General features: G+C 42.4%; 18 protein-coding genes and 1 pseudogene. 11 read left to right on the top strand and 8 right to left on the bottom strand.

Features of this window, described 5'->3' with window-relative positions:
- The first annotated feature begins 2 nt into the window (after nucleotides 1–2).
- From J8Z24_RS09870 to J8Z24_RS09855, 4 genes are all read left to right on the top strand, one after another.
- The gene (locus J8Z24_RS09870) at nucleotides 3–752 is read left to right on the top strand and encodes an HvfC family RiPP maturation protein (RefSeq protein ID WP_252094610.1); all 750 of its coding nucleotides are present in this window, start codon (nucleotides 3–5) and stop codon (nucleotides 750–752) included.
- Nucleotides 753–1,235: 483 nt separating this feature from the next.
- On the top strand, nucleotides 1,236–1,781 hold the full coding sequence (gene apt / locus J8Z24_RS09865) for an adenine phosphoribosyltransferase (protein WP_128730500.1): 546 nt from the start codon (nucleotides 1,236–1,238) through the stop codon (nucleotides 1,779–1,781).
- Nucleotides 1,782–1,783: 2 nt separating this feature from the next.
- On the top strand, nucleotides 1,784–4,081 hold the full coding sequence (gene dnaX / locus J8Z24_RS09860; protein ID WP_252094609.1) for a DNA polymerase III subunit gamma/tau: 2,298 nt from the start codon (nucleotides 1,784–1,786) through the stop codon (nucleotides 4,079–4,081).
- Between the two features lie 63 nt (nucleotides 4,082–4,144).
- Entirely contained in the window at nucleotides 4,145–4,471 is a 327-nt protein-coding gene (locus J8Z24_RS09855; RefSeq protein WP_010368987.1) for a YbaB/EbfC family nucleoid-associated protein, read from the top strand.
- Nucleotides 4,472–4,636: 165 nt separating this feature from the next.
- Here J8Z24_RS09855 and J8Z24_RS09850 read toward each other — a convergent pair.
- Nucleotides 4,637–4,972, bottom strand: a pseudogene (locus J8Z24_RS09850) (transposase); the annotation flags it as partial.
- 236 nt (nucleotides 4,973–5,208) lie between these two features.
- Entirely contained in the window at nucleotides 5,209–6,180 is a 972-nt protein-coding gene (locus J8Z24_RS09845) for a transposase (RefSeq protein WP_252094608.1), read from the bottom strand.
- A gap of 71 nt (nucleotides 6,181–6,251) precedes the next feature.
- Here J8Z24_RS09845 and J8Z24_RS09840 point away from each other — a divergent pair, with 71 nt between their 5' ends.
- Together J8Z24_RS09840 and J8Z24_RS09835 are read left to right on the top strand one after the other, a co-directional pair.
- On the top strand, nucleotides 6,252–6,437 hold the full coding sequence (locus J8Z24_RS09840; RefSeq protein WP_252094607.1) for a hypothetical protein: 186 nt from the start codon (nucleotides 6,252–6,254) through the stop codon (nucleotides 6,435–6,437).
- 352 nt (nucleotides 6,438–6,789) lie between these two features.
- On the top strand, nucleotides 6,790–7,356 hold the full coding sequence (locus J8Z24_RS09835; protein ID WP_128730491.1) for a rhomboid family intramembrane serine protease: 567 nt from the start codon (nucleotides 6,790–6,792) through the stop codon (nucleotides 7,354–7,356).
- 46 nt (nucleotides 7,357–7,402) lie between these two features.
- Here J8Z24_RS09835 and J8Z24_RS09830 read toward each other — a convergent pair whose 3' ends face one another.
- Entirely contained in the window at nucleotides 7,403–9,478 is a 2,076-nt protein-coding gene (locus J8Z24_RS09830; protein ID WP_252094606.1) for a M13 family metallopeptidase, read from the bottom strand.
- 287 nt (nucleotides 9,479–9,765) lie between these two features.
- On the opposite strand from J8Z24_RS09830, the gene recR reads away from it, so the two are divergent.
- Both recR and htpG read left to right on the top strand, forming a co-directional pair.
- Nucleotides 9,766–10,365: a recombination mediator RecR gene (gene recR, locus J8Z24_RS09825; protein WP_125252455.1), complete on the top strand. Its 600-nt coding sequence runs from the start codon at nucleotides 9,766–9,768 to the stop codon at nucleotides 10,363–10,365.
- A 155-nt stretch (nucleotides 10,366–10,520) separates the two neighbouring features.
- Nucleotides 10,521–12,434, top strand: a complete 1,914-nt coding sequence (gene htpG, locus J8Z24_RS09820; protein WP_125252456.1) for a molecular chaperone HtpG — start codon at nucleotides 10,521–10,523, stop codon at nucleotides 12,432–12,434.
- A 116-nt stretch (nucleotides 12,435–12,550) separates the two neighbouring features.
- Here htpG and tpx read toward each other — a convergent pair whose 3' ends face one another.
- Nucleotides 12,551–13,132, bottom strand: coding sequence for a thiol peroxidase (tpx, locus tag J8Z24_RS09815; RefSeq protein ID WP_125252457.1), 582 nt, complete (start codon nucleotides 13,130–13,132; stop codon nucleotides 12,551–12,553).
- 202 nt (nucleotides 13,133–13,334) lie between these two features.
- Between tpx and J8Z24_RS09810 the strand changes: the two genes are divergently transcribed.
- Together J8Z24_RS09810 and J8Z24_RS09805 are read left to right on the top strand one after the other, a co-directional pair.
- Complete coding sequence (locus J8Z24_RS09810; protein ID WP_128730487.1) at nucleotides 13,335–14,339, top strand: response regulator; 1,005 nt, start codon at nucleotides 13,335–13,337, stop codon at nucleotides 14,337–14,339.
- A gap of 2 nt (nucleotides 14,340–14,341) precedes the next feature.
- Nucleotides 14,342–15,319 (top strand): sensor domain-containing diguanylate cyclase, encoded by a 978-nt coding sequence (locus J8Z24_RS09805; RefSeq protein ID WP_125252459.1) that lies wholly within the window; start codon nucleotides 14,342–14,344, stop codon nucleotides 15,317–15,319.
- A 311-nt stretch (nucleotides 15,320–15,630) separates the two neighbouring features.
- Here the strand turns inward: J8Z24_RS09805 and J8Z24_RS09800 are convergent, their stop codons facing one another.
- The 4 genes from J8Z24_RS09800 to J8Z24_RS09785 form a co-directional block, all read right to left on the bottom strand.
- Nucleotides 15,631–17,133 carry a SpoVR family protein gene (locus tag J8Z24_RS09800; protein WP_125252460.1) on the bottom strand — a complete coding sequence of 501 codons (1,503 nt, stop codon included), beginning with the start codon at nucleotides 17,131–17,133 and terminating at the stop codon, nucleotides 15,631–15,633.
- Nucleotides 17,134–17,150: 17 nt separating this feature from the next.
- Nucleotides 17,151–18,434: a YeaH/YhbH family protein gene (locus tag J8Z24_RS09795; RefSeq protein ID WP_125252461.1), complete on the bottom strand. Its 1,284-nt coding sequence runs from the start codon at nucleotides 18,432–18,434 to the stop codon at nucleotides 17,151–17,153.
- A gap of 26 nt (nucleotides 18,435–18,460) precedes the next feature.
- On the bottom strand, nucleotides 18,461–20,383 hold the full coding sequence (locus J8Z24_RS09790) for a PrkA family serine protein kinase (RefSeq protein ID WP_125252462.1): 1,923 nt from the start codon (nucleotides 20,381–20,383) through the stop codon (nucleotides 18,461–18,463).
- Between the two features lie 186 nt (nucleotides 20,384–20,569).
- A complete protein-coding gene (locus J8Z24_RS09785) occupies nucleotides 20,570–21,151 on the bottom strand; it encodes a Fe-Mn family superoxide dismutase (protein WP_125252463.1) in 582 nt (193 codons plus the stop codon).
- Between the two features lie 376 nt (nucleotides 21,152–21,527).
- Between J8Z24_RS09785 and J8Z24_RS09780 the strand changes: the two genes are divergently transcribed.
- Entirely contained in the window at nucleotides 21,528–21,872 is a 345-nt protein-coding gene (locus tag J8Z24_RS09780) for a Grx4 family monothiol glutaredoxin (RefSeq protein WP_125252464.1), read from the top strand.
- Nucleotides 21,873–21,960: the final 88 nt, after the last annotated feature.

The raw sequence follows: 21,960 nt of genomic DNA, 5'->3' as shown, positions 1-21,960 counted from the left end.
ACATGTCATTTGTCGAAACACAGCAAGCTTTTATGGCGTACATTCGCGATCCTGACAACCAGCCAGCGCCTAGTGGTATTGAATCTCGTCGTTTAAAAATATATCAAGAGCTGTTTTTCAATAATATAGAAGGGTTTGTGAGTAGTGCGTTTCCTGTACTTAAGAGCTTGTATCCAGCAACACAATGGCTTGCCTTAGTCAGGCTGTTCTTTGTCAAACACCATTGTAAATCACCGTATTTTCTGGAGATCAGTCAAGAATTTCTGCTGTTTTTACAAGGCGAATATGAACCCACAGCAACAGATCCTGAGTTTATGCTTGAACTTGCGCACTATGAATGGTTGGAACTTGATGTTGCCACAACAGTAGAATCACAGGATGAATATTCACTCGATGCCGATGCGCTGCGACATGCCAACCTCTATTTAGCAAGTACCACTCGAATTGCCCATTATCAATACCCAGTACATCAGATAAGCGAGACCTTTAAACCGGACAAAGTAGAGGGTCAAACCTTTAGCTTTGCGCTATATCGTGACGACGAAGACGATGTACAGTTTATCGCATTAAATCCAATGACGGCACTAATGCTATCTGTTATTGAATCAAACGGTGGGGCGCAACTTTATGAAATTACTAGTGATATAGCCAAGCAAGTGCCTCAATTTAGTCAAGAGCAGCTATTTCAGGGAGCATTGCATACCCTTGGTGAATTGGCAAAACTAGGCATTATCAAAACGAAAAACCTTTAAGCAACGCGTAACATCGACTATTATACAGCCTGATTTTCGTCGTGCTTAAACTCGGACTAGGGCGCTGGTCAATACCATCTATATTAACTGGTGGTGCGAGTTATAAAATTAAAGGTAGTATCTATGTCTAAAGGTGACTTTAAAGATCCGTTTAATGCAAAATACTTTATTGCATTTGTTGCTGTTTTTGCTGGAATTGGCTGTCTAAACGCTATTCTTGGTTGGGCAACCGCGGTAGTTTAATCACGCAATTCATAAGGCTGCACTCGCAGCCTTTTTTGACTCTCGGCGCTTAATATACGAGTGTAAATGATTCATCCTGGCCGCTCGACTTAAAACATTAATCACATTATCATCGCCTTTTCGGCGCTAAATTGTTCGCTTTTTCCTCATCCTCACCTGTAAAATCAATCAGTCGGTTTCAACCTGATAGAAAATTGTTATAATCTGGCTCTTTTGTAATAAACTTAAAGCACAGTAATTATGACGACAGAGAATATGTCATTAATCAAAAATAGTATCGCAACGGTTCCAAACTATCCAAAACCTGGGATCATGTTCCGCGATGTTACTTCACTGCTAGCAGAGCCAGCTGCATTTAAAGCAACCATCGACGCATTCATTGCTGCATATAAAGATGGTGGATTTACTAAGATAATTGGTACCGAGTCACGAGGCTTTATTTTTGGAGCGCCGCTTGCTTATGCGCTTGGCATTCCATTTATTCCAGTACGTAAGCCAGGGAAATTGCCACGCGAGGTGATCAGCCAATCTTATCAACTGGAGTATGGCGAAGATATCCTAGAGCTACACGCTGACGCCATTGAAGCGGGTGATAAAGTACTATTAGTTGACGACTTATTAGCAACAGGTGGTACTATTGAAGCAACCGCAAAATTAGTTAAGCGTCTAGGTGGTGAAGCGACTGACGCGGCGTTTGTTATTTCGTTACCAGAGCTTGGTGGTGAAAAGAAAATCCAAGATCTTGGGATCAACATTCTCTCTTTAGTAGAGTTCGAAGGCGAATAAGCATGAGCTATCAGGTTCTGGCGCGTAAATGGCGTCCACAAAATTTCCACGAATTAATGGGGCAGGAGCATGTAAAGCAAGCTCTAGTAAACGCACTTAATGAAAAGCGTCTACACCATGCCTATTTATTCACAGGAACACGAGGTGTGGGCAAAACAACGATTGCTAGGATCTTCGCTAAAAGCTTAAACTGCGAACAAGGCGTGACTTCAACGCCTTGTGGTCAGTGTAGTGCGTGTACTGAGATTGAAAGTGGCAAGTTTATCGATTTAATCGAGATTGATGCTGCGTCTAGAACCAAAGTTGAAGACACCAGAGAGATTTTAGACAACGTACAGTACGCACCGACTCGTGGCCGATTTAAAGTTTACCTTATCGATGAAGTGCATATGCTATCTAAGCATAGTTTTAATGCGCTACTAAAAACGTTAGAAGAGCCGCCCGAACACGTAAAGTTTTTGCTGGCCACAACGGATCCGCAAAAGCTACCAGTAACGATTTTATCTCGCTGCTTGCAATTTAACCTCAATGCGATGACACAAGACCAAATTGTTGAGCAGCTGCAAAAAATACTGCCAATGGAGCAGATAGAGTTTGAGCTTAGCGCGTTACAAACGCTCGCAAAAGCCGCTGACGGTAGTATGCGTGACGCTCTTAGCCTCACGGATCAAGGGATAGCACAAACTAATGGTAATTTAACATTGCCAGCTGTACAGTCCATGCTTGGTCTAATGGACAGCGCGCATGCGATTATTCTTCTGTCTGCGGTGTTGTGCCACGATGGCGAAGCATTACTTGACGGTATAGAAAAAATAGCGCGACAAAATGGTAATTTTGTCAGTGTGCTAGACGACTTGATCGCACTTTTGCACGTTATTCAATTAGCGCAGCTAGTGCCTAGTGCTGCACGCCTATCAAATTTTGATAATAACGATATCAAGTTATTTGCAGAGCAGCTAGCGCCGCAACAAGGTCAACTACTGTACCAATTACTCTTAAATGGTAAAAAAGACCTAAAATGGGCACCAGAACCTAAACTTGGCTTTGAAATGGTGATGTTACGCCTCCTAGCGTTTGAAAAAGAAAGCCACGTTGGCATGAACACTATGCCGTCTGCACCGCAGACAGAGGCAAAGCCAAGCAAAGTAGGTAACCTCCGTGAGCTTTTAAAAAAGCCAACGGCTGAAAATACCTCGGTTGCAAGCGCACCACAGAGCCAGCAGGGTACTGCACCAGTTGCACCTGCACCGACTTTGCCACCAGCCACACCCCAAGCGCCAATATCATCAGCACCCGTGGGGCCAAGCTCACAACCTGAAGCTGACGAAACACAGATAGCAAGCCAATATGATAGCGTGATGTCACAGGCCGTAGCGCAAGGCTTTCAAGAGCAGGTTGTAACACCACAACCAGAGTATCAGTCTGCAAGTAGTACTTTTTCACCAGCACCAGATGAACAACAAAGCGAACAAGCGATATTGTCATCATCAGATGATGCGGTAGAGTCAGTAACATCTCCTGCAAGTACCCCGGTGTCAGAGCAACAAAGCCAAGCGCAGTCTGCTATAGCGAGGATTTTGAAAAATCGCAACATCTCAGGTGCTGGTAAATTGGTGGGAGCCGATGGTGAGGTAAAAAAGTCTGAGGCGCCGAGTGCGCCCATGCAAATGCCAAAGCCTGCGGCTATGGAGAATGTGCATGTCGAGCCACAGGTAGCGCAAACGGTTGAGCCTCGTCCGGTAATAAAAAAGCCAAAGAAAGAGGCGTTCCAGGCGCGTCATCGGCCAATCACAGAAAATCTAGCGCCGGAATTGCTTGAGCAGTTATCACCTGTAAAACATGATGATAATGAGCAAAAGACACAAGTTGAAATTCCAGCTCCGGAGAACTTTGTCAGCCCAATTAGCGACATTAAATTTGCATACCAAAGTGATGATTGGGCAAATATGATTGAAAAAATGCAACTAGGCGGGCGCATTCGTCAATATGCACTTCACAGCGTGTTTACGCAAGAAGGCGAGCAGGTGCAACTGCAAGTAGATGCAAGTCAACAGCACTTAGACTCTGGAGTTTTGAGAGAAAAATTAACTGAAAGCCTCAGTGCTTTGTTAGAGAAGCCAGTATCGCTGGAAATTAATTACATAGAAGCACTAAGCAGTACTCCGTTTTTAGTGCAGCAGCAGCTTGATGAGCATAGATTGATGCAAGCAAAAACAGCAATGCGCGAAGATCCACTCGTCAGCGCATTTGTTCAAGAATTTGACGCAATGCTGGATGAAAATAGCGTCCAAGCATTGTAATTAGGGGCGTTAGCCCTTATCTTTTATCACAGTAAACCAAATTGAAGTATAAGAGAGCAGAATATGTTTAAAGGCGGAATGGGCAACATCATGAAACAAGCGCAGCAAATGCAAGAGCGCATGGAAAAAGCCCAAGAAGAAATCAAAAGCTTAGAAGTCACTGGTGAAGCAGGTGCAGGCTTGGTAAAAGTCACTATGCTTGGTAGCCATAACGTACGTCGCGTTGAGATCGACGAGAGCCTTATGGAAGACGACAAAGACATGATTGAAGACCTACTTGCCGCTGCGGTAAACGACGCTGTCCGTCGTGTAGGTGAAGAAACACAAAAGCGCATGTCAGAAGTTACCGGCGGCATGCAAATGCCTCCAGGCTTCAAAATGCCGTTCTAATTTAGAATTCCATAAAAATAGCGCCTTCAGGCGCTATTTTTTTGTTTTAAATTGCGGGATACCAAATAGATACCAAATCAAAGTATCCGATATTAAATTTTGATGTGAGTACATACACATGACATTGTAACTCCACCCAATTCAGTACAGCGCTTTCGTAGAATTTTATGCAGCTTCAAGATAACCAATTGGTGTCATATCGCCAAGTGAATCATGAGGCCGCTCATAATTATAGATATCTAACCACTCGTCCGTGATTTCACGTACTTCTTGCAGTGATTCAAACAAGTATAAATCTAGCACTTCTTCACGGTAACTTCGGTTAAACCTTTCCACAAAGCCATTTTGATAAGGACTACCAGGTTTTATAAACTCAAGCTTAATACTGTTTTCCACCGCCCACGCTTCCAACATAGTTGAAGTAAACTCTGGGCCATTATCTACTCTAATTTGCTTTGGTTTTCCGCGCCAAGCAATGATCTGTTTTAGCACCAAAACAACACTGACACCCACTAGAAAAACAACACAACAACACTGACACCCACTAGTATCTACCCTATGGTAGTTTCTAGTTAGAACCACAAAAAATTGTTTATTACTCGTATCAAAAGTGCTTAAGAAAATAAGGTTCCTGTTAGTCTTTACGTATTTCCTGACACTAAAGTCAGTGTATCGCACACCATAAAGGCACTGTGGTTAACGCAGCTTGAGGGGTTATCGCTAAAGAATCTATTTGGTTAAGCCAGCAAATGTTCACAATTTGCTAGATTTGTGCGCCTTCGTCTTTTAAGGGTTTCACAATAAGCGGTGAGTACTCGCTCTCGACCAACAGCACCATGGAAAACTCGAGAAAATTGGGTTGTGAGTTTCATCCAATTATCAGGTTCAATGTTTAGTCGAGACAAAATTGGTTGAGCCTCAAAGATAGCGCCTTTTTTATCGGTGCGAATATAATTCCCCGTAAGCTCTACTAATGCTAAGTAAGACTTGAGTTCGAAAGGCAGCCCTTTTGGCATCTTCTTTCGGGGGCTACCTGCAAATCGTAATAGGCTGTTTGGTTGTTTCCCTCGCCTTGCATGGTCGATGCGCTTTTTGATACTGGTAAAGTCAGAGGTTTCAGGCGTTGGGGCTAACTTGGCTCGAATGGGGTTCAAGTCGACGTATGCCATACAAGCAGCTAATGCGGCTTCGTCTAGCAAGGGTTGAGATTTGAATCTGCCTTCCCAAAATCGGCCTGTACATTCATCCTCTTTATTTGCTCTGCGGGCAATATCCTCGTTGAGTACCCGCATAAACCAGCTAATATCTGCCAATCTCTGTCTGTACTTGGCAATATATTCACTGAGTATCAATTGCTCCGACTCACATAGTGGCTCTTCTTCAACGAACTTCCACGTTATCCAATTACCTTTAAATAGCTTGTGCCAGCGTATCACTATGGCCTTGTCAGATAAGCGCTTTGCTCTTTTATCATCAACATGCAATACAATGTGAGTGTGATTACTCATCACCGCATACGCACAGACGTCGATACAAAAGACGGTAGCTAACATCAGGAGCTTTTCTTCAACCCAATCACGGCGATGTGTATAGGATTTTCCAGTTAGTTTATCTTCACCGCATAAATACGCACGTCTAACGCAGCGGGAGATGCAATGATAGTATTTGGTATCTGTTAAGCTGATTTGGTTTTTACGGGCAGTCGCCATCGCTTGTTTCTCTCAATCCTTGAGTGCAGAGTTAAAGCGTAGCCGACTTTTAAAAAAGGCACAAATTAGAGGTGGGTGTCCTTGGTTTACTTTATCCTTGGTTTATTGTCCTTGGTTTATTGCTTGGTTTATTATTGTTCATCTTAGATAGCAGTGCAGCCCATCAAGAACAGATGATGCAGTTGTTGTCTGACCCATCGAAAGCGGCTCAGTTTGCACGAGTAGTGTTTGATATGTTGAATGGTCTAAAAGGGTAGTCTACTGGAGCTAGGGAAAAGGATTGATGTGCGCTTATGTGTCAGTGCATGTACAAAAAGATGAGCTTAGTAACGTTACGACAAGTAAGATAAAAGTCTCAATCTACTTTACCAAGATAGGGGTCTAGATAATTGCCACGGGTAGGATGAAGTAGCTCATGAGCGCTCCTATGGAGATTCCCGAATTTATAAAAGTTAATATATTATTTCGTTTCCCCCATTGGCTTTGTCTTAATTTATAATAAGTCGGCCGTTTGATGAGTATAAGGCTGTAAACGCAATTGGTTAAGTTTGCAAATTAATCAGAAATAGCGCCTAATAGGGCGCTATTTTTGTCTGTTACGGAAGTAAGATGAGTAAATACGCCTTGATTTTTCCGCCCAATTTTAAGCTAGTTTTGTACGCTATGGCGGTGATGTGTGTTGTACAGGTGTTAGGTGGTCTTTTTGGCTTCCCCGTCTATCGATTTGGGATTGTGCCTCATGATATTCACCATTTAAGTAGTGTCTTTACCGCACCTTTTGTACACGGTAGCTGGGGGCATTTGATGAGTAATTTACTGGGGTTAAGTATCAGTGGTTATTTGGCTGCGAGATTACCTAAGTTCAAGCGTTCAACATTTTTTATTGTGGTTGCGACAGGGCTGCTGGTGTGGCTGTTTGCTGGAAATGCCAATCACATTGGCGCATCAGGCATCGTAATGGGTTACTTTGGCTTATTGCTAGGGGCTGCACTGTTTAATCGAGACATTCTTGGGATCGTGAGCTTTGTAGCGCTGTTGGTGCTGACTTACTATGCCAATATAAGTTTTTTAGCGACCTTGTTTGACTTCTCTGCTCAAACGAGTAGTTCTAGCCATATTTTTGGTTTTTTAAGTGGGCTCCTCGCGGCTTATATCACCAAGCCCAAGCGTGTCTAATATAACCTGCCTGTGACGGCAGGTTATTAAGTTTTAGTTTGGCCAATTACCAGATACGGACGCGCTCTTCTGGTGCTAGATATAGTTTATCACCCGGTTTCACATCGAATGCTTTGTACCAAGCATCATGGTTACGAGGTGCTAACGCTCTGAAGCGGCCAGGAGCGTGAGTGCCTGCGCGCAGCTGGTTTAACATGCTTTGTTCAGTACGCTTTTCTTTCCATACTTGTGCCCAAGCAAGGAAGAAGCGCTGATCACCAGTTAAGCCATCGATGATAGGCGCTTCTTTACCATTGAGGCTAAGCTTGTACGCATGGTAAGCCATGGCTAGGCCACCAACATCGCCGATGTTTTCACCAAGGCTGTTACGACCATTTACAAAGTTGCCTTCGATAGGTTCGTACTTGCTGTATTGCGCAGCGAGCTTGTCAGCTTTTGCTTCGAATGCAGCGCGGTCAGCATCAGTCCACCAGTTACGTTGAATACCTTTTGCATCAGACTTAGAACCTTGGTCGTCAAAACCATGTCCCATTTCATGACCGATCACTGCACCGATACCGCCGTAGTTTACTGCCGGATCGGCGTTCGGGTCGAAAAATGGCGGTTGTAAGATTGCCGCAGGGAAAACAATTTCATTGAATGAGCTATTGTAATAGGCGTTAACGCGTTGCGGTGTCATACCCCAGCGGTTGCGATCTGTTTTTTCAAGCTCTTTCGCCACACTGTCGTTTCTGAAGAATTGACGTAGATTTTGAACATTGCCAACTAAATCATTATTCTTAAGTGTTAGTCCTTCAAATGACTGCCATACATCAGGGTAACCAATTTTAGGCACGAATGCTGCGAGTTTTGCTTGTGCATTAACTTTTGTTTCTGCGCTCATCCAGTCAAGATTTTCAATGCGCTCACCTAGTGCTTTACGCAGGTTTTCAACTAGCTCAGACATCTGCTCTTTTGATGACTCAGGGAAGTGTTTATCTACGTACACTTTACCAATTGCAAAGCCTAATGACTGTGTGCCTGACATTTGGCTTACTGCACGCTTCCAACGAGGGCGAGGCTCTTGTTGGCCGCTTAAATGTTTACCGAAAAACTCAAAATTGGCATTAAAAACTTCTTCAGATAGCAATCCAGCATTTCCACTGATGGTGTGAAAAGTCAGGTAGTCTTTCCATACCGCTAAATCTTCTTTGTTGACAAGATCAATCATTGCTTTGATCGGATCAGGCTGAGATATGTTGAGTTGTGGTACTTGGTAACCCGTTTGCTCAAAGTATAGATCCCAGTTAAACCCAGGATATTCTTTTGCTAAGTCTTCACGCTTAATTTGGTTAAGGGTGAGGTCGCGGTTACGACGCTTTTCACGTGGCCAGTGGCCTTCTGCCATTTTAGTTTCAAGAGCAAGTATTGCTTGTGCTCGCTCTGTGGTTTTGTCTAAACCTGCAAACTTAAGCATAGTGGCAATGTGGTTAATGTACTCTGCACGAGTATTAACAAAGCGCTGGGCATCCTCTAAATAATATGAGCGATCAGGTAAACCTAAACCCCCAGCTCCCATCGACATTTCATATTTGTTAGGGTCTAGGCGGTTGAACCACATACCACCACCAATTGGTGAATTAGCACCAGTTAACCAAGCTTGACCAAAGGCTTTTGTTAGGCCATCAGTGTTGTCAATTGCTTTAATCTCATCTAATAAACCTTGAATTGGCGTGATTCCGAGCTTATTAAGCGTTTCAACATCCATAAATGCGTTGTAGAAGTCGGCAATGAGTTGCTCTTGAGCATTCAGGTTTTCTCGAGAAACAATATCTTCAATGATAGCATTGACTTGTTTTTCACTGCGTTCAGCAAGCGCGGTAAAGGCACCGTAGCGTGTCTTATCTGCTGGCATTTCATAGTTATTGTACCATGTACCACTGGCGTACATAAAAAAGTCATCGCCAGGCTTTACGCTTTCATCACGGGCTGTTAAGTCTACGCCAAACGTGCCTAATTCTGCTTTTTCAGTTGTGATTGTTGCTTCGGCTGGTGTATTTGATTGACTTGTTGATACCTTTTGCTCCGAGCATGCTGTTAGCATAATGGCAGCTATGGTGCTTGCGATAATTGTTTTTTTCATTATTAGCTCTCTATGATTATGTCGAGAAGTCAGCCCTTTTTGCAGCTAAATGTTACTACTTTCGGGAATGCTACCATTGTCCGGTGATTATGTCTCAGCTGCAAGCATTTGAGCTGAATTGGTGGTTAATTCAAGGCGAATGATTTTATTAAAGCAAAAATTGCTTGGGATTGAGGTTTTGCCGTTGCTGCTTTTCGTGCCGCGCTTTAAATCAGTATGAATATCCCTTATCATCTCGGCATTATTAAAGGTGCATGTGCACCGAACAAGCTACGAGAAGCTCATTTATGCAATTATCACCTAGTCTGACCGCGCTTATCGAAGCGCTACGTTGTTTACCTGGCATTGGACCTAAATCTGCTCAACGTATTGCTTTTCATTTATTGGAGCGAGATAGAGAAGGTGGCTCGCAATTAGGACAGTGTTTGAGTCATGCGATGCAGGCTATTGGCCACTGTAACAGCTGCCGTACCTTTAGTGAGGTTGATATTTGCGATATATGCCTGAGTATAAAGCGCCAAGATACAGGTCTACTTTGTGTCGTTGAGTCGCCAACAGATGTACTAGCAATCGAGCAAACAGGGCAATATAGTGGTTTATATTTCGTATTAATGGGTCACTTATCACCGCTTGATGGTATTGGCCCAAATGAAATTGGTTTAGATGTGCTAGAGCGCAAACTCAATGACGGCAACATTAACGAAGTTATTTTAGCGACCAATCCAACGGTTGAAGGCGAAGCAACGGCACATTACATCTCAGAACTTTGCCACAAATATGGTGTTGATGCGTCACGTATAGCTCATGGCATGCCGGTTGGTGGTGAGCTTGATTTAGTTGATGGGATGACATTAATGCACGCGTTTAGCGGTCGTAAAAAGCTATAAACTATTTTTATTGTCCTGTTTTTAAGCAAACTCACAAAAAAGCAGGGCTGCATGTTAAAAATTTAATTTAGTCTCTTGAAAGTTTGTTCTCTCCCCCCATATAGCTAGCATAATGATTTAGAACACTGCACTAATTGCTTATATTGGAGAGAACAATGTCCGCAGCTCAAAAAGAAACATTAGGCTTTCAAACAGAAGTCAAACAATTACTAAACCTAATGATCCACTCTTTATACTCAAATAAAGAGATCTTTTTACGCGAATTAGTATCTAACGCTTCAGATGCGGCTGACAAACTACGTTACCTTGCATTGCAAAATGGCGACCTTTACGAAGGCGATGCAGAGCTACGTGTTCGCCTTAGCGCTGATAAAGATGCTAAAACCATCACCATTTCAGACAATGGGATTGGTATGACGCGTGATGAAGTGATCAGTTCATTAGGTACTATTGCAAAATCAGGCACAGCCGATTTCTTTAAAAACCTAACGGGCGATCAAGCAAAAGATTCACAATTGATTGGCCAGTTTGGTGTTGGTTTTTACTCAGCATTTATTGTCGCTGATAAGGTGACTGTACGTACTCGTAAAGCTGGCGAGTCTCAAGCGGTTGAGTGGGAATCACAAGGCGAAGGTGACTTTACCATTGCTGAAGTTGAAAAAGCAGAACGTGGTACAGAAATCACACTACACCTACGTGAAGAAGAAAGTGAGTTCCTAGAAACGTATCGTCTACGCGGTATAGTGACTAAATACTCAGACCACATTTCTATTCCGGTAGAACTTTACAAAGACCCAGTTCCTGAGTCAGAAGGTCCTGACGGTGAAAAAATCGAAGCGCAGCCTGGCGAGTGGGAAGCAATTAACAAAGCGACAGCACTTTGGACACGTGACAAATCTGAGATCAGTGAAGAAGAGTATAAAGAATTCTACAAACACGTTGGTCATGACTGGGAAGAACCGCTTTCATGGGCTCACAATAAAGTAGAAGGTAAAACCGAGTACACTAGCTTACTTTATATCCCTAAAAAAGCGCCATTCGATTTATACAACCGTGAACGTCAGGCCGGTCTTAAACTGTATGTACAGCGTGTATTTATCATGGATGACGCTGAACAGTTTATGCCAAGCTACTTACGTTTCGTTAAAGGTTTATTAGATTCTAACGATTTGCCACTTAACGTATCTCGTGAAATCCTACAAGATAACAAGATCACGCAAGCTATTCGTAAGGGCTGTACGTCTCGTGTACTCAAAATGCTTGAGCGTATGGGTAAAAACAAACCAGAAGACTATCAAACATTCTGGAATGAGTTTGGTAATGTAATTAAAGAAGGCCCAGCAGAAGATTTTGCAAACAAAGAAGCCATTGCAAAATTACTGCGTTTTAGCTCTACACATACAGACGAAAAGACGCAAAATGTGTCGCTTGAACAGTATATTGAGCGCATGAAAGAAGGCCAAGACAAGATCTACTATGTTGTGGCTGACAGCTTTGAAGCAGCGAAAAGCTCTCCTCACCTTGAAATCTTCCGTAAGAAAGGGATTGAAGTGTTGCTATTGAGCGACCGTGTTGATGAGTGGATGATGAGCCACTTGACTGAGTTTGACGAGAAGCAACTTCAATCAATTACTCGTGGTGACTTAGACCTTGGTGATATGGATGATGAAGAAACTAAGAAGGCACATGAGGAAAGTGAAAAAGAAGTTGAAGGTCTAGTTGAACGTGTGAAAACCGTACTTGGTGATAAGGTAAAAGAAGTTCGCTTCACGCATCGTCTAACAGACTCTCCAGCTTGTGTGGTAGCTGATGACAACGACATGAGCTCGCAAATGCAAAAGCTAATGGAGCAAGTGGGCCAAGCTGTTCCTGAGTCTAAGCCTGTATTTGAGCTTAACCCAGAACACCAATTAGTTAAGCACTTAAATAATGAGCAAGACGAAGACAAGTTTGGTCAGTGGGCTGAAGTACTGCTAGACCAAGCTATGTTAGCTGAACGTGGCAGCTTGAAAGACCCGGCAGGCTTCGTTAGCCGTTTGAACAAACTCATGTTAGATCTACAAAAATAGACCACTTAATTAAGCTGAATGCTAACATCTTAGCTTGATGAGGAAAAAGGCCGGACATCTTGATACAGTGTCCGGCCTTTTTTATGTCAATAACTCAGTAATTATAAAGTAGCAGGCTAAAGGGCTTGCAACGCAGATACCGCATCATCATAGTTTGGCTCTTTCGCCAAATTCTCAACTAATTGCTTGTAAACCACCTTATGCTCTTTATCGAGTACAAAGATAGCACGGCTAAGTAACCCCATATCTTTGATGAGCAAGCCATAATTCTCACCAAATGAATGCCATACAGCATCAGATAATGTTTTTACTTTGTCGATATTTTCAGCTTTACAAAAGCGCTTTTGTGCAAAAGGGAGGTCGGCGCTGATAGTCAACATGGCGACATCAGGGAATTGACTCGCTACTTTTTCATTGAAATGTTTAGTTTGTAAACTGCATGTACCTGTATCTAGGCTTGGTACGACGCTAATTAATACCGCACGATTGCTAAAGTCAGCCAATGTGACCGGAGTAAAGTCAGCATCAGCGACTTTAAAATCAGGTGCAGCTTGACCGGTTTCAACCCCACGACCAAGTAAAACAACGGCTTTACCTTGCGCTTTTACTTTGCCCATATCGACAGTATTTTCAGGTAAATCATAGGCAAAAGATGCCACACTAAACAGGCTACTCGCCAAAACTAACGCTTTGAGCATAAAGTATTCCTTTTGAAGTTAACTTAATTGATTTGAGTGTATTATACTGACAGTAAGGAACCAAGCTTAAGTGACATTTAGATTGTAAAAATGACGTTGTTTTATTAACATGTGTCGCAATTTTAAGCTTTTATCTCATAAATATAATTAAACCTTCCCTGCACATTGCCGATATGCAATGGGAAACAGAAAGAGAGCTTGTATGTCTACATTAGTCCTAATTTGTGACGATTCAAAACTTGCCCGTCGGCAGTTGGCGCGTTCGCTGCCAGATGACTGGGATATTAAAGTGGAATTTGCGGAGAACGGACTTGACTGTATCAAACAAATTGAAGCGCTTTCTCCGGAGATACTCTTCTTAGATTTAAACATGCCGCAAATGGATGGCTATGAAGTGCTGCAAGCGATCAGTGAACAAGATCTCTCCGTGCTTACCGTCGTGGTGTCTGGTGATATTCAGCCTAATGCTCATCAGCGTGTGATTGAGCTGGGGGCGATAGATTTTATCCGCAAGCCCTGTGATGCCGCCAAACTTGCTGAAATCATTGAGCACCATGGTATAAAAGACAAAGCAATCAGAGAAAGTTTGGTTCATAAGCTTGGCGAGCAGATAGACCCTGAAATTCGTGATATCTATCAAGAATTAACGAATGTCGCCATGGGTCAAGCCGGTGATTTGCTAGCGAGGTTACTCAACGTCTTTGTTGAATTACCTATTCCGAATGTCAACGTGTTAGAAGTTAACGAGCTTCACATGGCCTTACAAGCCATAGATGCTAGCGCAACGACATCTGGAGTTTGCCAAGGTTTTATTGGCGGTGGTGTTTCCGGTGAGGCGTTGCTATTGCTAAATGACTCTAGTTTTAAGGAAATCGCTTCTTTGATGAATTACCATGGGGAGTTGAACACAAAAGTTGAGTTAGAGCTGTTGATGGACATTAGTAATATCTTGATTGGTGCCATTCTTACTGGTTTATCAAAGCAGCTTGATATGCCATTTAGTCAGGGGCATCCAGTGGTGCTCGGGCAGCATTGTGATGTTGCTGAGCTGGTAAAGGCTAACAAGGCAAGGTGGCAACGAACGTTAGCAATAGAGATAAGTTATGGCATTGAAAACCATAATATAAATTGCGATTTGATGCTATTATTCACGGAAGACTCGCTGAAAACCCTAAAATATAAAGTAGCCTACTTATTGGATGATTAACTATGCCAGCAGCCGATTTTGACATGAATGAAATCCATTGGTTAATGGATATGTTTAACACCGTAGATGTTGGCCTCGTGGTGCTCGACCGTGACTACAAGGTATGTATCTGGAATGGTTTTATGGAGAATCATTCAGGGTTATTACCAAGCGCTGTAAAAGACAAAGATATATTCGACTTGTTTCCAAGTATTGATGAGCAATGGTTTCGTTCAAAAGCAGAGCCCGTTTTTGTACTTAAAAATCGCTCTTTCACCATTTGGGAGCAGCAACCTTACATATTTCGCTTTAGAAACTATAGGCCAATTACGGGTAAAGCGGACTATATGTATCAAAATGCCACCTTTATTCCACTGACAACCGTCACTGGTGATGTCGGTCATATCTGTGTGATCATTTACGACGTAACTGACGAAGCAATCAATAAACTAGAGCTAGAGTCATTAAATAAACAGTTAGAAAAGATCAGCCGCACGGATAGTCTAACTCAGTTGCATAACCGTGGGTTTTGGGAAGAAACTCTCAAGCAGGAGTTTAAAAGGCTGAAGCGCAGTCAAGGCCAAAGTGCATTGCTAATGTTCGATATTGACCACTTTAAACGCATCAATGATGAATATGGGCATAGCGGAGGAGATGAGGCTATTCGCCACATTTCCGATCTGTTGCGAAAAACCCTCAGAGAAACGGACACCGCAGGACGTTATGGTGGTGAAGAATTTGCAGTTACTTTACTCGATACTGACGTCAAAGGTGCGGTTACATTTGCAGAAAGACTGCGTTCACTAATAGAAAATTCGTCTATTTACTACGATGAGCAACAGATAAAAATTACCGTGAGCCTAGGCGTTGCAGCTTTTAAAGAAACTTTTGACAAGCATGAGCAGTGGATTGAAGCCGCTGATAGCGCACTGTACGTTTCAAAAGAAGGTGGAAGGAATAAGGTAACTGTTTATTCAGAGGAAATGGACGGCGAGTCCTAAGACGAGTCCTAACCTGAGATGCTGCCATAAAAACCAAGACTATGGCGCCTTCTTCGCTATTGGCATCGAGTCGTGAGGTGAAAAGGAAAGGGCAGTTAACATCCTTAGGCTAGAGCAAGATTAAGGCTTAAGGCGAACTTTAAAAAAACAAGTAAGTTCACAACATGCTCAGGCTTTGGAGTATAAAGCCAGCTGCTTACCTATTTACCTTTGTCTTTAATAAAACCTAGTGCTCTCTTTATGGAGGTGAAATTAAGTGGTGTTATCGCCTTAAACACACCACTTAATTGAACAAACCGATAAGCCAAGTATCATTCACCTTCGGTTTCTGGACATTGTGCGATTTGCTCTACTTTACCCGTTTCATCAACTTGCTCAAGGCGAACTTTAAACCCCCATAAGCGATAAAGGTGCTTTATCACCTCTTGCTTCGACCCTGCAAGTGGGATCCCACCCTGTGGGATGTATCTAAGAGTTAGCGATCTATCACCTCTGATATCAACATCGTAGACTTGAATATTTGGTTCATGATTACTCAAATTATACTGTGCAGAAAGTGCGCTGCGAAGCTGCTGATAGCCCATTTCATCATGGATAGCACCAACTTCTAGATGCGGTGATTTTTGCTTGTCAACAATAGTAAAAAGTTTAAAGTCACGCATCAGCTTTGGTGATAAAAATTGACTAATAAAGCTCTCATCTTTAAAGTTTTGCATCGCAAAGTGCAGAGTATCCAGCCAATTGCTTCCTGCAAACTCAGGGAACCATTGTTTATCTTCCTGAGTCGGGTTTTCACAAATACGACGAATATCTACCATCATATTAAAGCCCAATGCGTACGGATTAATACCAGAGTAAAATTTACTGTTGTAAGGGGGCTGGTAAACTACATTGGTATGGCTCTGTAAGAACTCCAACATAAAGGAATCACTTAATTTTCCCTCATCATATAGGTGGTTCAATATGGTGTAATGCCAAAATGTTGCCCAGCCTTCGTTCATAACTTGGGTTTGTCTTTGAGGATAAAAATACTGTGATACTTTACGAACAATACGTATTATTTCACGTTGCCATGACTCAAGTAGTGGGGCATTTTTCTCAATAAAGTATAAGATATTCTCTTGAGGCTCCGTTGGGAAGCGTGGACGGTCGTGTGTTTCTTGATCTTCGCCTTTTGGTATTGTGCGCCAAAGTTCATTAACCTGAGACTGTAAATAGTCTTCACGTTCTTGTTGGCGCTTCTGCTCCTCAAACATAGATATACGTTGTGGACGCTTATAACGATCAACGCCGTAGTTCATCAGCGCATGGCAAGAGTCAATCAGGTTTTCTACTTCGTCTATGCCGTACTTTTCTTCGCATTTAGCGACATAGTTTTTTGCGAATACTAAATAGTCAATGATAGACGACGCGTCCGTCCATGTCTTGAATAAATAATTACCTTTGAAGAATGAGTTATGCCCATAACAAGCGTGTGCCATAACCAGCGCCTGCATCGGCAAAGTATTTTCTTCCATAAGGTAAGCGATACAGGGATCTGAATTGATCACAATTTCATACGCCAGTCCCATTTGACCGCGTTTGTAAGTTTGTTCTGTTTGAATAAATTTTTTGCCGTAGGACCAATGCGCATAACCAATAGGCATACCGACACTGGAGTACGCATCCATCATTTGTTCGGCCGTGATCACCTCAATTTGATTAGGGTAGGTATCTAGTCTGTAATGCTCTGCTACACGAGCAATTTCTTGATGATAAGTATCAAGTAAATCAAAAGTCCAATCAGGACCATCGTCTATTGGCTTATAGGTCATCGCACAACCTCCCAAAATTATGCAGCGCTTTGCTTATCTTTGTTCTTTTTGAACAGCTCTCTGAAGATAGGGTAAATATCCTCTACGCTTCGAATGTGTTGCATAGCAAAATTATCAAAGGCATTAGCTACTCCTTGATACTCTCGCCATAGGCTTTGATGCGCCCGGGTCGTTATTTCAATGTAAGCATAATACCGTACAGTTTTGAGCAGTTTACTTGAAAGTATTTGAGTACATTGCGGCGAATCGTCTGCCCAATTGTCGCCATCTGAAGCTTGTGCTGCGTATATATTCCAGTCGCCCTGCGCGTAGCGTTCTTGAATAATCTCATCCATTAGCTTCAGTGCACTTGAGACGATAGTACCCCCCGTTTCTTGCGAATAGAAAAACTCTTGCTCGTCCACCTCTTTGGCTTGAGTATGGTGGCGGATATATACCACCTCTATATCTTTATATGTTCGGGTTAAAAACTGATATAGCAAAATATAAAAACGCTTTGCCATATCTTTGGTCGCTTGATCCATAGAACCAGATACGTCCATCAAGCAAAACATAACCGCTTTGCTGGTGGGGTGGGGGCGTCGCTCGTAATTACGAAAACGCAGATCGTAATTGTCGATGAAAGGCACCGCAGCAATTTGTGCTTTCAATATTTCAATACGTTGCTCGATATCAATTATCTTTTGTTGCGGAGGCACCGGCTCAGCTAACAAATTGGCTAATTCCTCTTCTAACTCTTTTAATTCGCGCCTTTTGCTTGATGTCATAGCTATGCGTCGTGCCATAGAGCCTTTTAGACTTCGTACAATGTCTAAGTTGCTTGGCATACCATCGTTACAAAAGCCCGCCCGATGTGTTTTCATTTGCATCAGTTTATCCAACTGACTCTGTTGCAGGTTAGGCAGCTCTAAATCTTCAAACAATAAATCTAAATATTCATCTTTAGAAATAGAGAAAACAAAATCGTCTTGGCCTTCCCCTTGGTCACTTGCCTCGCCCTCACCACCACCACCTCCCTGACCGGAAGGCGGGCGCTGAATTTTGTCACCTGTAGAAAATTGATCATTACCAGGGTGAATAAGCTCTCTATCTCCCCCCTTACCTTGATGGAAAGTAGGTTCGCTAATGTCTCTTTGTGGAATAGAAATGCTTTCGCCACTTGAGACATCAGTCACACTTCGTTTGTTAATCGCCTCTGATACCGCCTTTTTTATCTGCTTTTTGTAGCGGCGGATAAAACGCTGGCGGTTCAGAGTGCTCTTATTTTTGCCGTTAAGACGGCGATCAATAAAATGCGCCATATAACACCCTCTTTAATGCTTACAAGTTACTGAGACTTTCTTACTCTTAAATACCATTCAGAGAGTAAGCGAACTTGTTTTTGGGTATAGCCTTTGTCAACCATGCGATTGACGAAATCCTCATGCTTCTTCTGGTCTTCAGCCGAGGTTTTTGCATTAAATGAAATAACAGGAAGTAAGTCCTCTGTATTAGAAAACATCTTTTTCTCAATAACGGTTCTTAGCTTTTCATAGCTAGTCCATACCGGATTATCACCATTATGGTGGGCTCTGGCTCTCAAGACAAAATTGACGATTTCATTTCGAAAATCTTTTGGATTTGAAATACCCGCGGGTTTTTCGATCTTCTCAAGTTCTGCATTTAATGCTGCGCGGTCAAACAACTGACCAGTGTCTGGATCTCGGTACTCCTGATCTTGGATCCAAAAGTCTGCATAGGTTACATAACGGTCAAATATATTTTGTCCATACTCAGAGTACGATTCTAGGTATGCTGTTTGTAATTCCTTACCAATAAACTCAACATATTGAGGAATAAGATAGCCTTTCAAGTGGCTCAAGTAACGCTCCTGAACTTCTGCGTTAAATTGCTCTCGCTCTATTTGTTGCTCTAATACATAAAACAAATGAACTGGATTTGCTGCAACTTCACTGTGGTCAAAGTTGAAGACGCGTGAAAGTATTTTAAACGCAAATCGAGTGGAGAGACCGTTCATCCCCTCATCTACTCCCGCATAGTCACGATACTCTTGATAAGACTTAGCTTTGGGATCTGTATCTTTTAAACTCTCTCCATCATACACTCGCATTTTGGAATAAATACTTGAGTTTTCAGGCTCTTTAATCCGCGACAGTGCCGAAAATTTAGCTAAAGTTTCTAGCGTGCCAGGGGCACATGGAGCTTGCCGCAATTCGCTATTTTCTATGAGCTTCTCGTAGATTTTTACTTCTTCTGATACGCGTAGGCAATAAGGCACTTTAACGATATAAACGCGGTCTAAAAACGCTTCATTATTTTTGTTGTTTTTGAAGGTTTGCCATTCAGATTCGTTAGAGTGCGCAAGGATCAGCCCACTAAAGGGAAGTGCAGAAATACCCTCCGTGCCGTTATAGTTTCCTTCCTGAGTTGCAGTTAATAACGGGTGTAGCACTTTGATGGGGGCTTTAAACATCTCAACAAACTCCATTAACCCCTGGTTTGCAAGGCAAAGTGCACCTGAATATGCGTAGGCATCAGGATCATTTTGAGCAAAGTGTTCAAGCTTACGAATGTCTACTTTACCCACTAGCGCTGAGATGTCTTGGTTGTTTTCATCGCCAGGCTCTGTTTTAGCGATGGCTATTTGGTCAAGTATAGATGGATACCGCTTTACAACAGTGAATTTAGTAATATCACCGTTGTACTCATGTAAGCGTTTGGTAGCCCATGGCGACATTATAGTTTTAATATAGCGGGTAGGGATTCCGTACTCTTTTTCTAACAAGTCAGCGTCTTCTTGAGGACTGAACAGGCAAAGTGGGTGGTCGTTAACTGGTGAGCCTTTTAGCGAATACACCGGTACTTTTTGCATTAAATATTTTAATTTCTCGGCGATAGAAGACTTACCCCCACCAACAGGACCGAGTAAATAGAGCACCTGCTTACACTCTTCAAGCCCTTGGGCTGCGTGTTTGAGATAAGAGACTATCTGTTCAATAGCGTCTTCCATGCCATAAAACTCGTTAAATGCAGGGTATCTTGCTATTACTCTATTGGAAAACAGTCTACTTAGCCTCGCATCTTTAGATGTGTCAATCATCTCCGGTTCGCCAATCGCCATTAATAGTCGCTCTGGGGCGCTGGCATAGGCTGATTTATCATTTTTACAAATTTCAAGAAATTCCGCGATAGTGTACTCTTCTTCTTGCGCGGCTTCATATCTGGCCTGATAATGTTCAAATATTGTCATAACGACCTCCAGTAAGCTACCTTGTATGGATTGCGGATCATAGATTAGGAAAGGTTACTTAAAGCTTAGTCGTGATATGAATAATACCCAAAAAAAACTAGATTTTTTATGTATTAATGTTGAATTACAGGCGCAAAAAAGGGTGCCTTAGCACCCTCATTATTGCATCAATGATGATAGTTGATGTTAAGCTAGGTTGCTGTTTGCAAAGTCCCAGTTAACAAGTGCCCAGAAACCCTTTAGGTATTCAGGACGGACGTTACGGTAGTCGATATAGTAAGCGTGTTCCCAAAGATCAACTGTGATAATTGGTGTAACACCTTCTTCAGTCAGCGGCGTAGCTGCGTTTGAAGTATTTACGATATCTAAAGAGCCGTCAGCAAGTTGAACTAACCAAGTCCAACTTGAGCCAAAGTTATTTACCGCTTTGTCATTAAAAGCTTCTTGGAACGCAGCAAATGAGCCCCATTTCGCGTTGATTAGCTCCGCAACTTTACCTGTTGGTTCGCCACCTGCATTTGGTGCTAAGCTGTGCCAGTAGAACGTATGGTTCCAGATTTGAGCAGCATTGTTGAAAACACCACCTTCAGAGCTACAAACGATCTCTTCTAGTGATTTACCTTCGAAGTCAGTACCTTCAATTAAACCATTTAGCTTTACAACATAAGTGTTGTGGTGTTTGCCGTGGTGGAATTCTAACGTCTCTTGAGAGATGTGCGGCTCAAGTGCGTTTAGTGCATAAGGTAGTGACGGTAGTTCAAATGCCATATTAATCTCCATTTTTTTGGTTGATTTGCCAACAACTCATACGAAAGCAAGCTAACATTAGCCCACTTTTCTATACCATTGGCTTTTATAGTGATACTATAATTCCTGACTATTTTACTCAAGTTTTGGCAAACAGCAATGCGTGCCAGTGACTTAATGACTTATAATACATATTCTTTGTGAACCGATGCCAAATAGCAGCCTTCACATGGGCAATAAATGAGCTCAGTTTAGGCGCTATACCGTTGCTTCTAACCTATCGTGCGGCTGGCGTAGTGGTTTACTAATGTGTGTTGTAATAGTGAGTAGCAAGCTAAAGTGCCGATATTAGCGTGCTGTACATAAATATCGGAAAAACGTCATTTTGAGGTAACTAATGGAAACTATTGATAAGATTAAACAACAGATCGAAGAAAACCCAATTATTCTTTATATGAAAGGGTCTCCTAAACTCCCTAACTGTGGTTTTTCTTCGCAAGCATCTCAGGCTTTGATGGCGTGCGGTGAGCAGTTTGCGTATGTAGATATACTACTAAACCCTGATATTCGTGCAGAGCTACCGCATTATGCAAACTGGCCTACCTTTCCACAACTTTGGGTTGAAGGTGAGCTGATTGGTGGTTGTGACATCATTATTGAGATGTTCCAAAAAGGTGAGCTTCAACCACTAATCTCAGAAACAGCTGCTAAGTATAAAAAAGATGATGCAGCGGCTGAATAATGTCATACCTGGCAGAGCATAAGCTCTGCCGCCCTAATTTTTCTGGTTAACTTCCTCCCTTTTTATACTTTTACTCGTTTATTAATCG

This window comes from Pseudoalteromonas sp. SCSIO 43201, assembly GCF_023716725.1.
In the GTDB taxonomy this organism is placed as follows: domain Bacteria; phylum Pseudomonadota; class Gammaproteobacteria; order Enterobacterales; family Alteromonadaceae; genus Pseudoalteromonas; species Pseudoalteromonas peptidolytica.
This window is presented reverse-complemented; position numbering and strand designations above follow the sequence as displayed.

Excerpts from the sequence above, each read along its gene's own strand:
- J8Z24_RS09870 (WP_252094610.1), top strand. The coding sequence starts at position 3 with ATGTCATTTGTCGAAACACAGCAAGCTTTTATGGCGTACATTCGCGAT.
- apt (WP_128730500.1), top strand. The coding sequence starts at position 1,236 with ATGACGACAGAGAATATGTCATTAATCAAAAATAGTATCGCAACGGTT.
- dnaX (WP_252094609.1), top strand. The coding sequence starts at position 1,784 with ATGAGCTATCAGGTTCTGGCGCGTAAATGGCGTCCACAAAATTTCCAC.
- J8Z24_RS09855 (WP_010368987.1), top strand. The coding sequence starts at position 4,145 with ATGTTTAAAGGCGGAATGGGCAACATCATGAAACAAGCGCAGCAAATG.
- J8Z24_RS09845 (WP_252094608.1), bottom strand. The coding sequence starts at position 6,180 with ATGGCGACTGCCCGTAAAAACCAAATCAGCTTAACAGATACCAAATAC.
- J8Z24_RS09835 (WP_128730491.1), top strand. The coding sequence starts at position 6,790 with ATGAGTAAATACGCCTTGATTTTTCCGCCCAATTTTAAGCTAGTTTTG.
- J8Z24_RS09830 (WP_252094606.1), bottom strand. The coding sequence starts at position 9,478 with ATGAAAAAAACAATTATCGCAAGCACCATAGCTGCCATTATGCTAACA.
- recR (WP_125252455.1), top strand. The coding sequence starts at position 9,766 with ATGCAATTATCACCTAGTCTGACCGCGCTTATCGAAGCGCTACGTTGT.
- htpG (WP_125252456.1), top strand. The coding sequence starts at position 10,521 with ATGTCCGCAGCTCAAAAAGAAACATTAGGCTTTCAAACAGAAGTCAAA.
- tpx (WP_125252457.1), bottom strand. The coding sequence starts at position 13,132 with ATGCTCAAAGCGTTAGTTTTGGCGAGTAGCCTGTTTAGTGTGGCATCT.
- J8Z24_RS09810 (WP_128730487.1), top strand. The coding sequence starts at position 13,335 with ATGTCTACATTAGTCCTAATTTGTGACGATTCAAAACTTGCCCGTCGG.
- J8Z24_RS09805 (WP_125252459.1), top strand. The coding sequence starts at position 14,342 with ATGCCAGCAGCCGATTTTGACATGAATGAAATCCATTGGTTAATGGAT.
- J8Z24_RS09800 (WP_125252460.1), bottom strand. The coding sequence starts at position 17,133 with ATGACCTATAAGCCAATAGACGATGGTCCTGATTGGACTTTTGATTTA.
- J8Z24_RS09795 (WP_125252461.1), bottom strand. The coding sequence starts at position 18,434 with ATGGCGCATTTTATTGATCGCCGTCTTAACGGCAAAAATAAGAGCACT.
- J8Z24_RS09790 (WP_125252462.1), bottom strand. The coding sequence starts at position 20,383 with ATGACAATATTTGAACATTATCAGGCCAGATATGAAGCCGCGCAAGAA.
- J8Z24_RS09785 (WP_125252463.1), bottom strand. The coding sequence starts at position 21,151 with ATGGCATTTGAACTACCGTCACTACCTTATGCACTAAACGCACTTGAG.
- J8Z24_RS09780 (WP_125252464.1), top strand. The coding sequence starts at position 21,528 with ATGGAAACTATTGATAAGATTAAACAACAGATCGAAGAAAACCCAATT.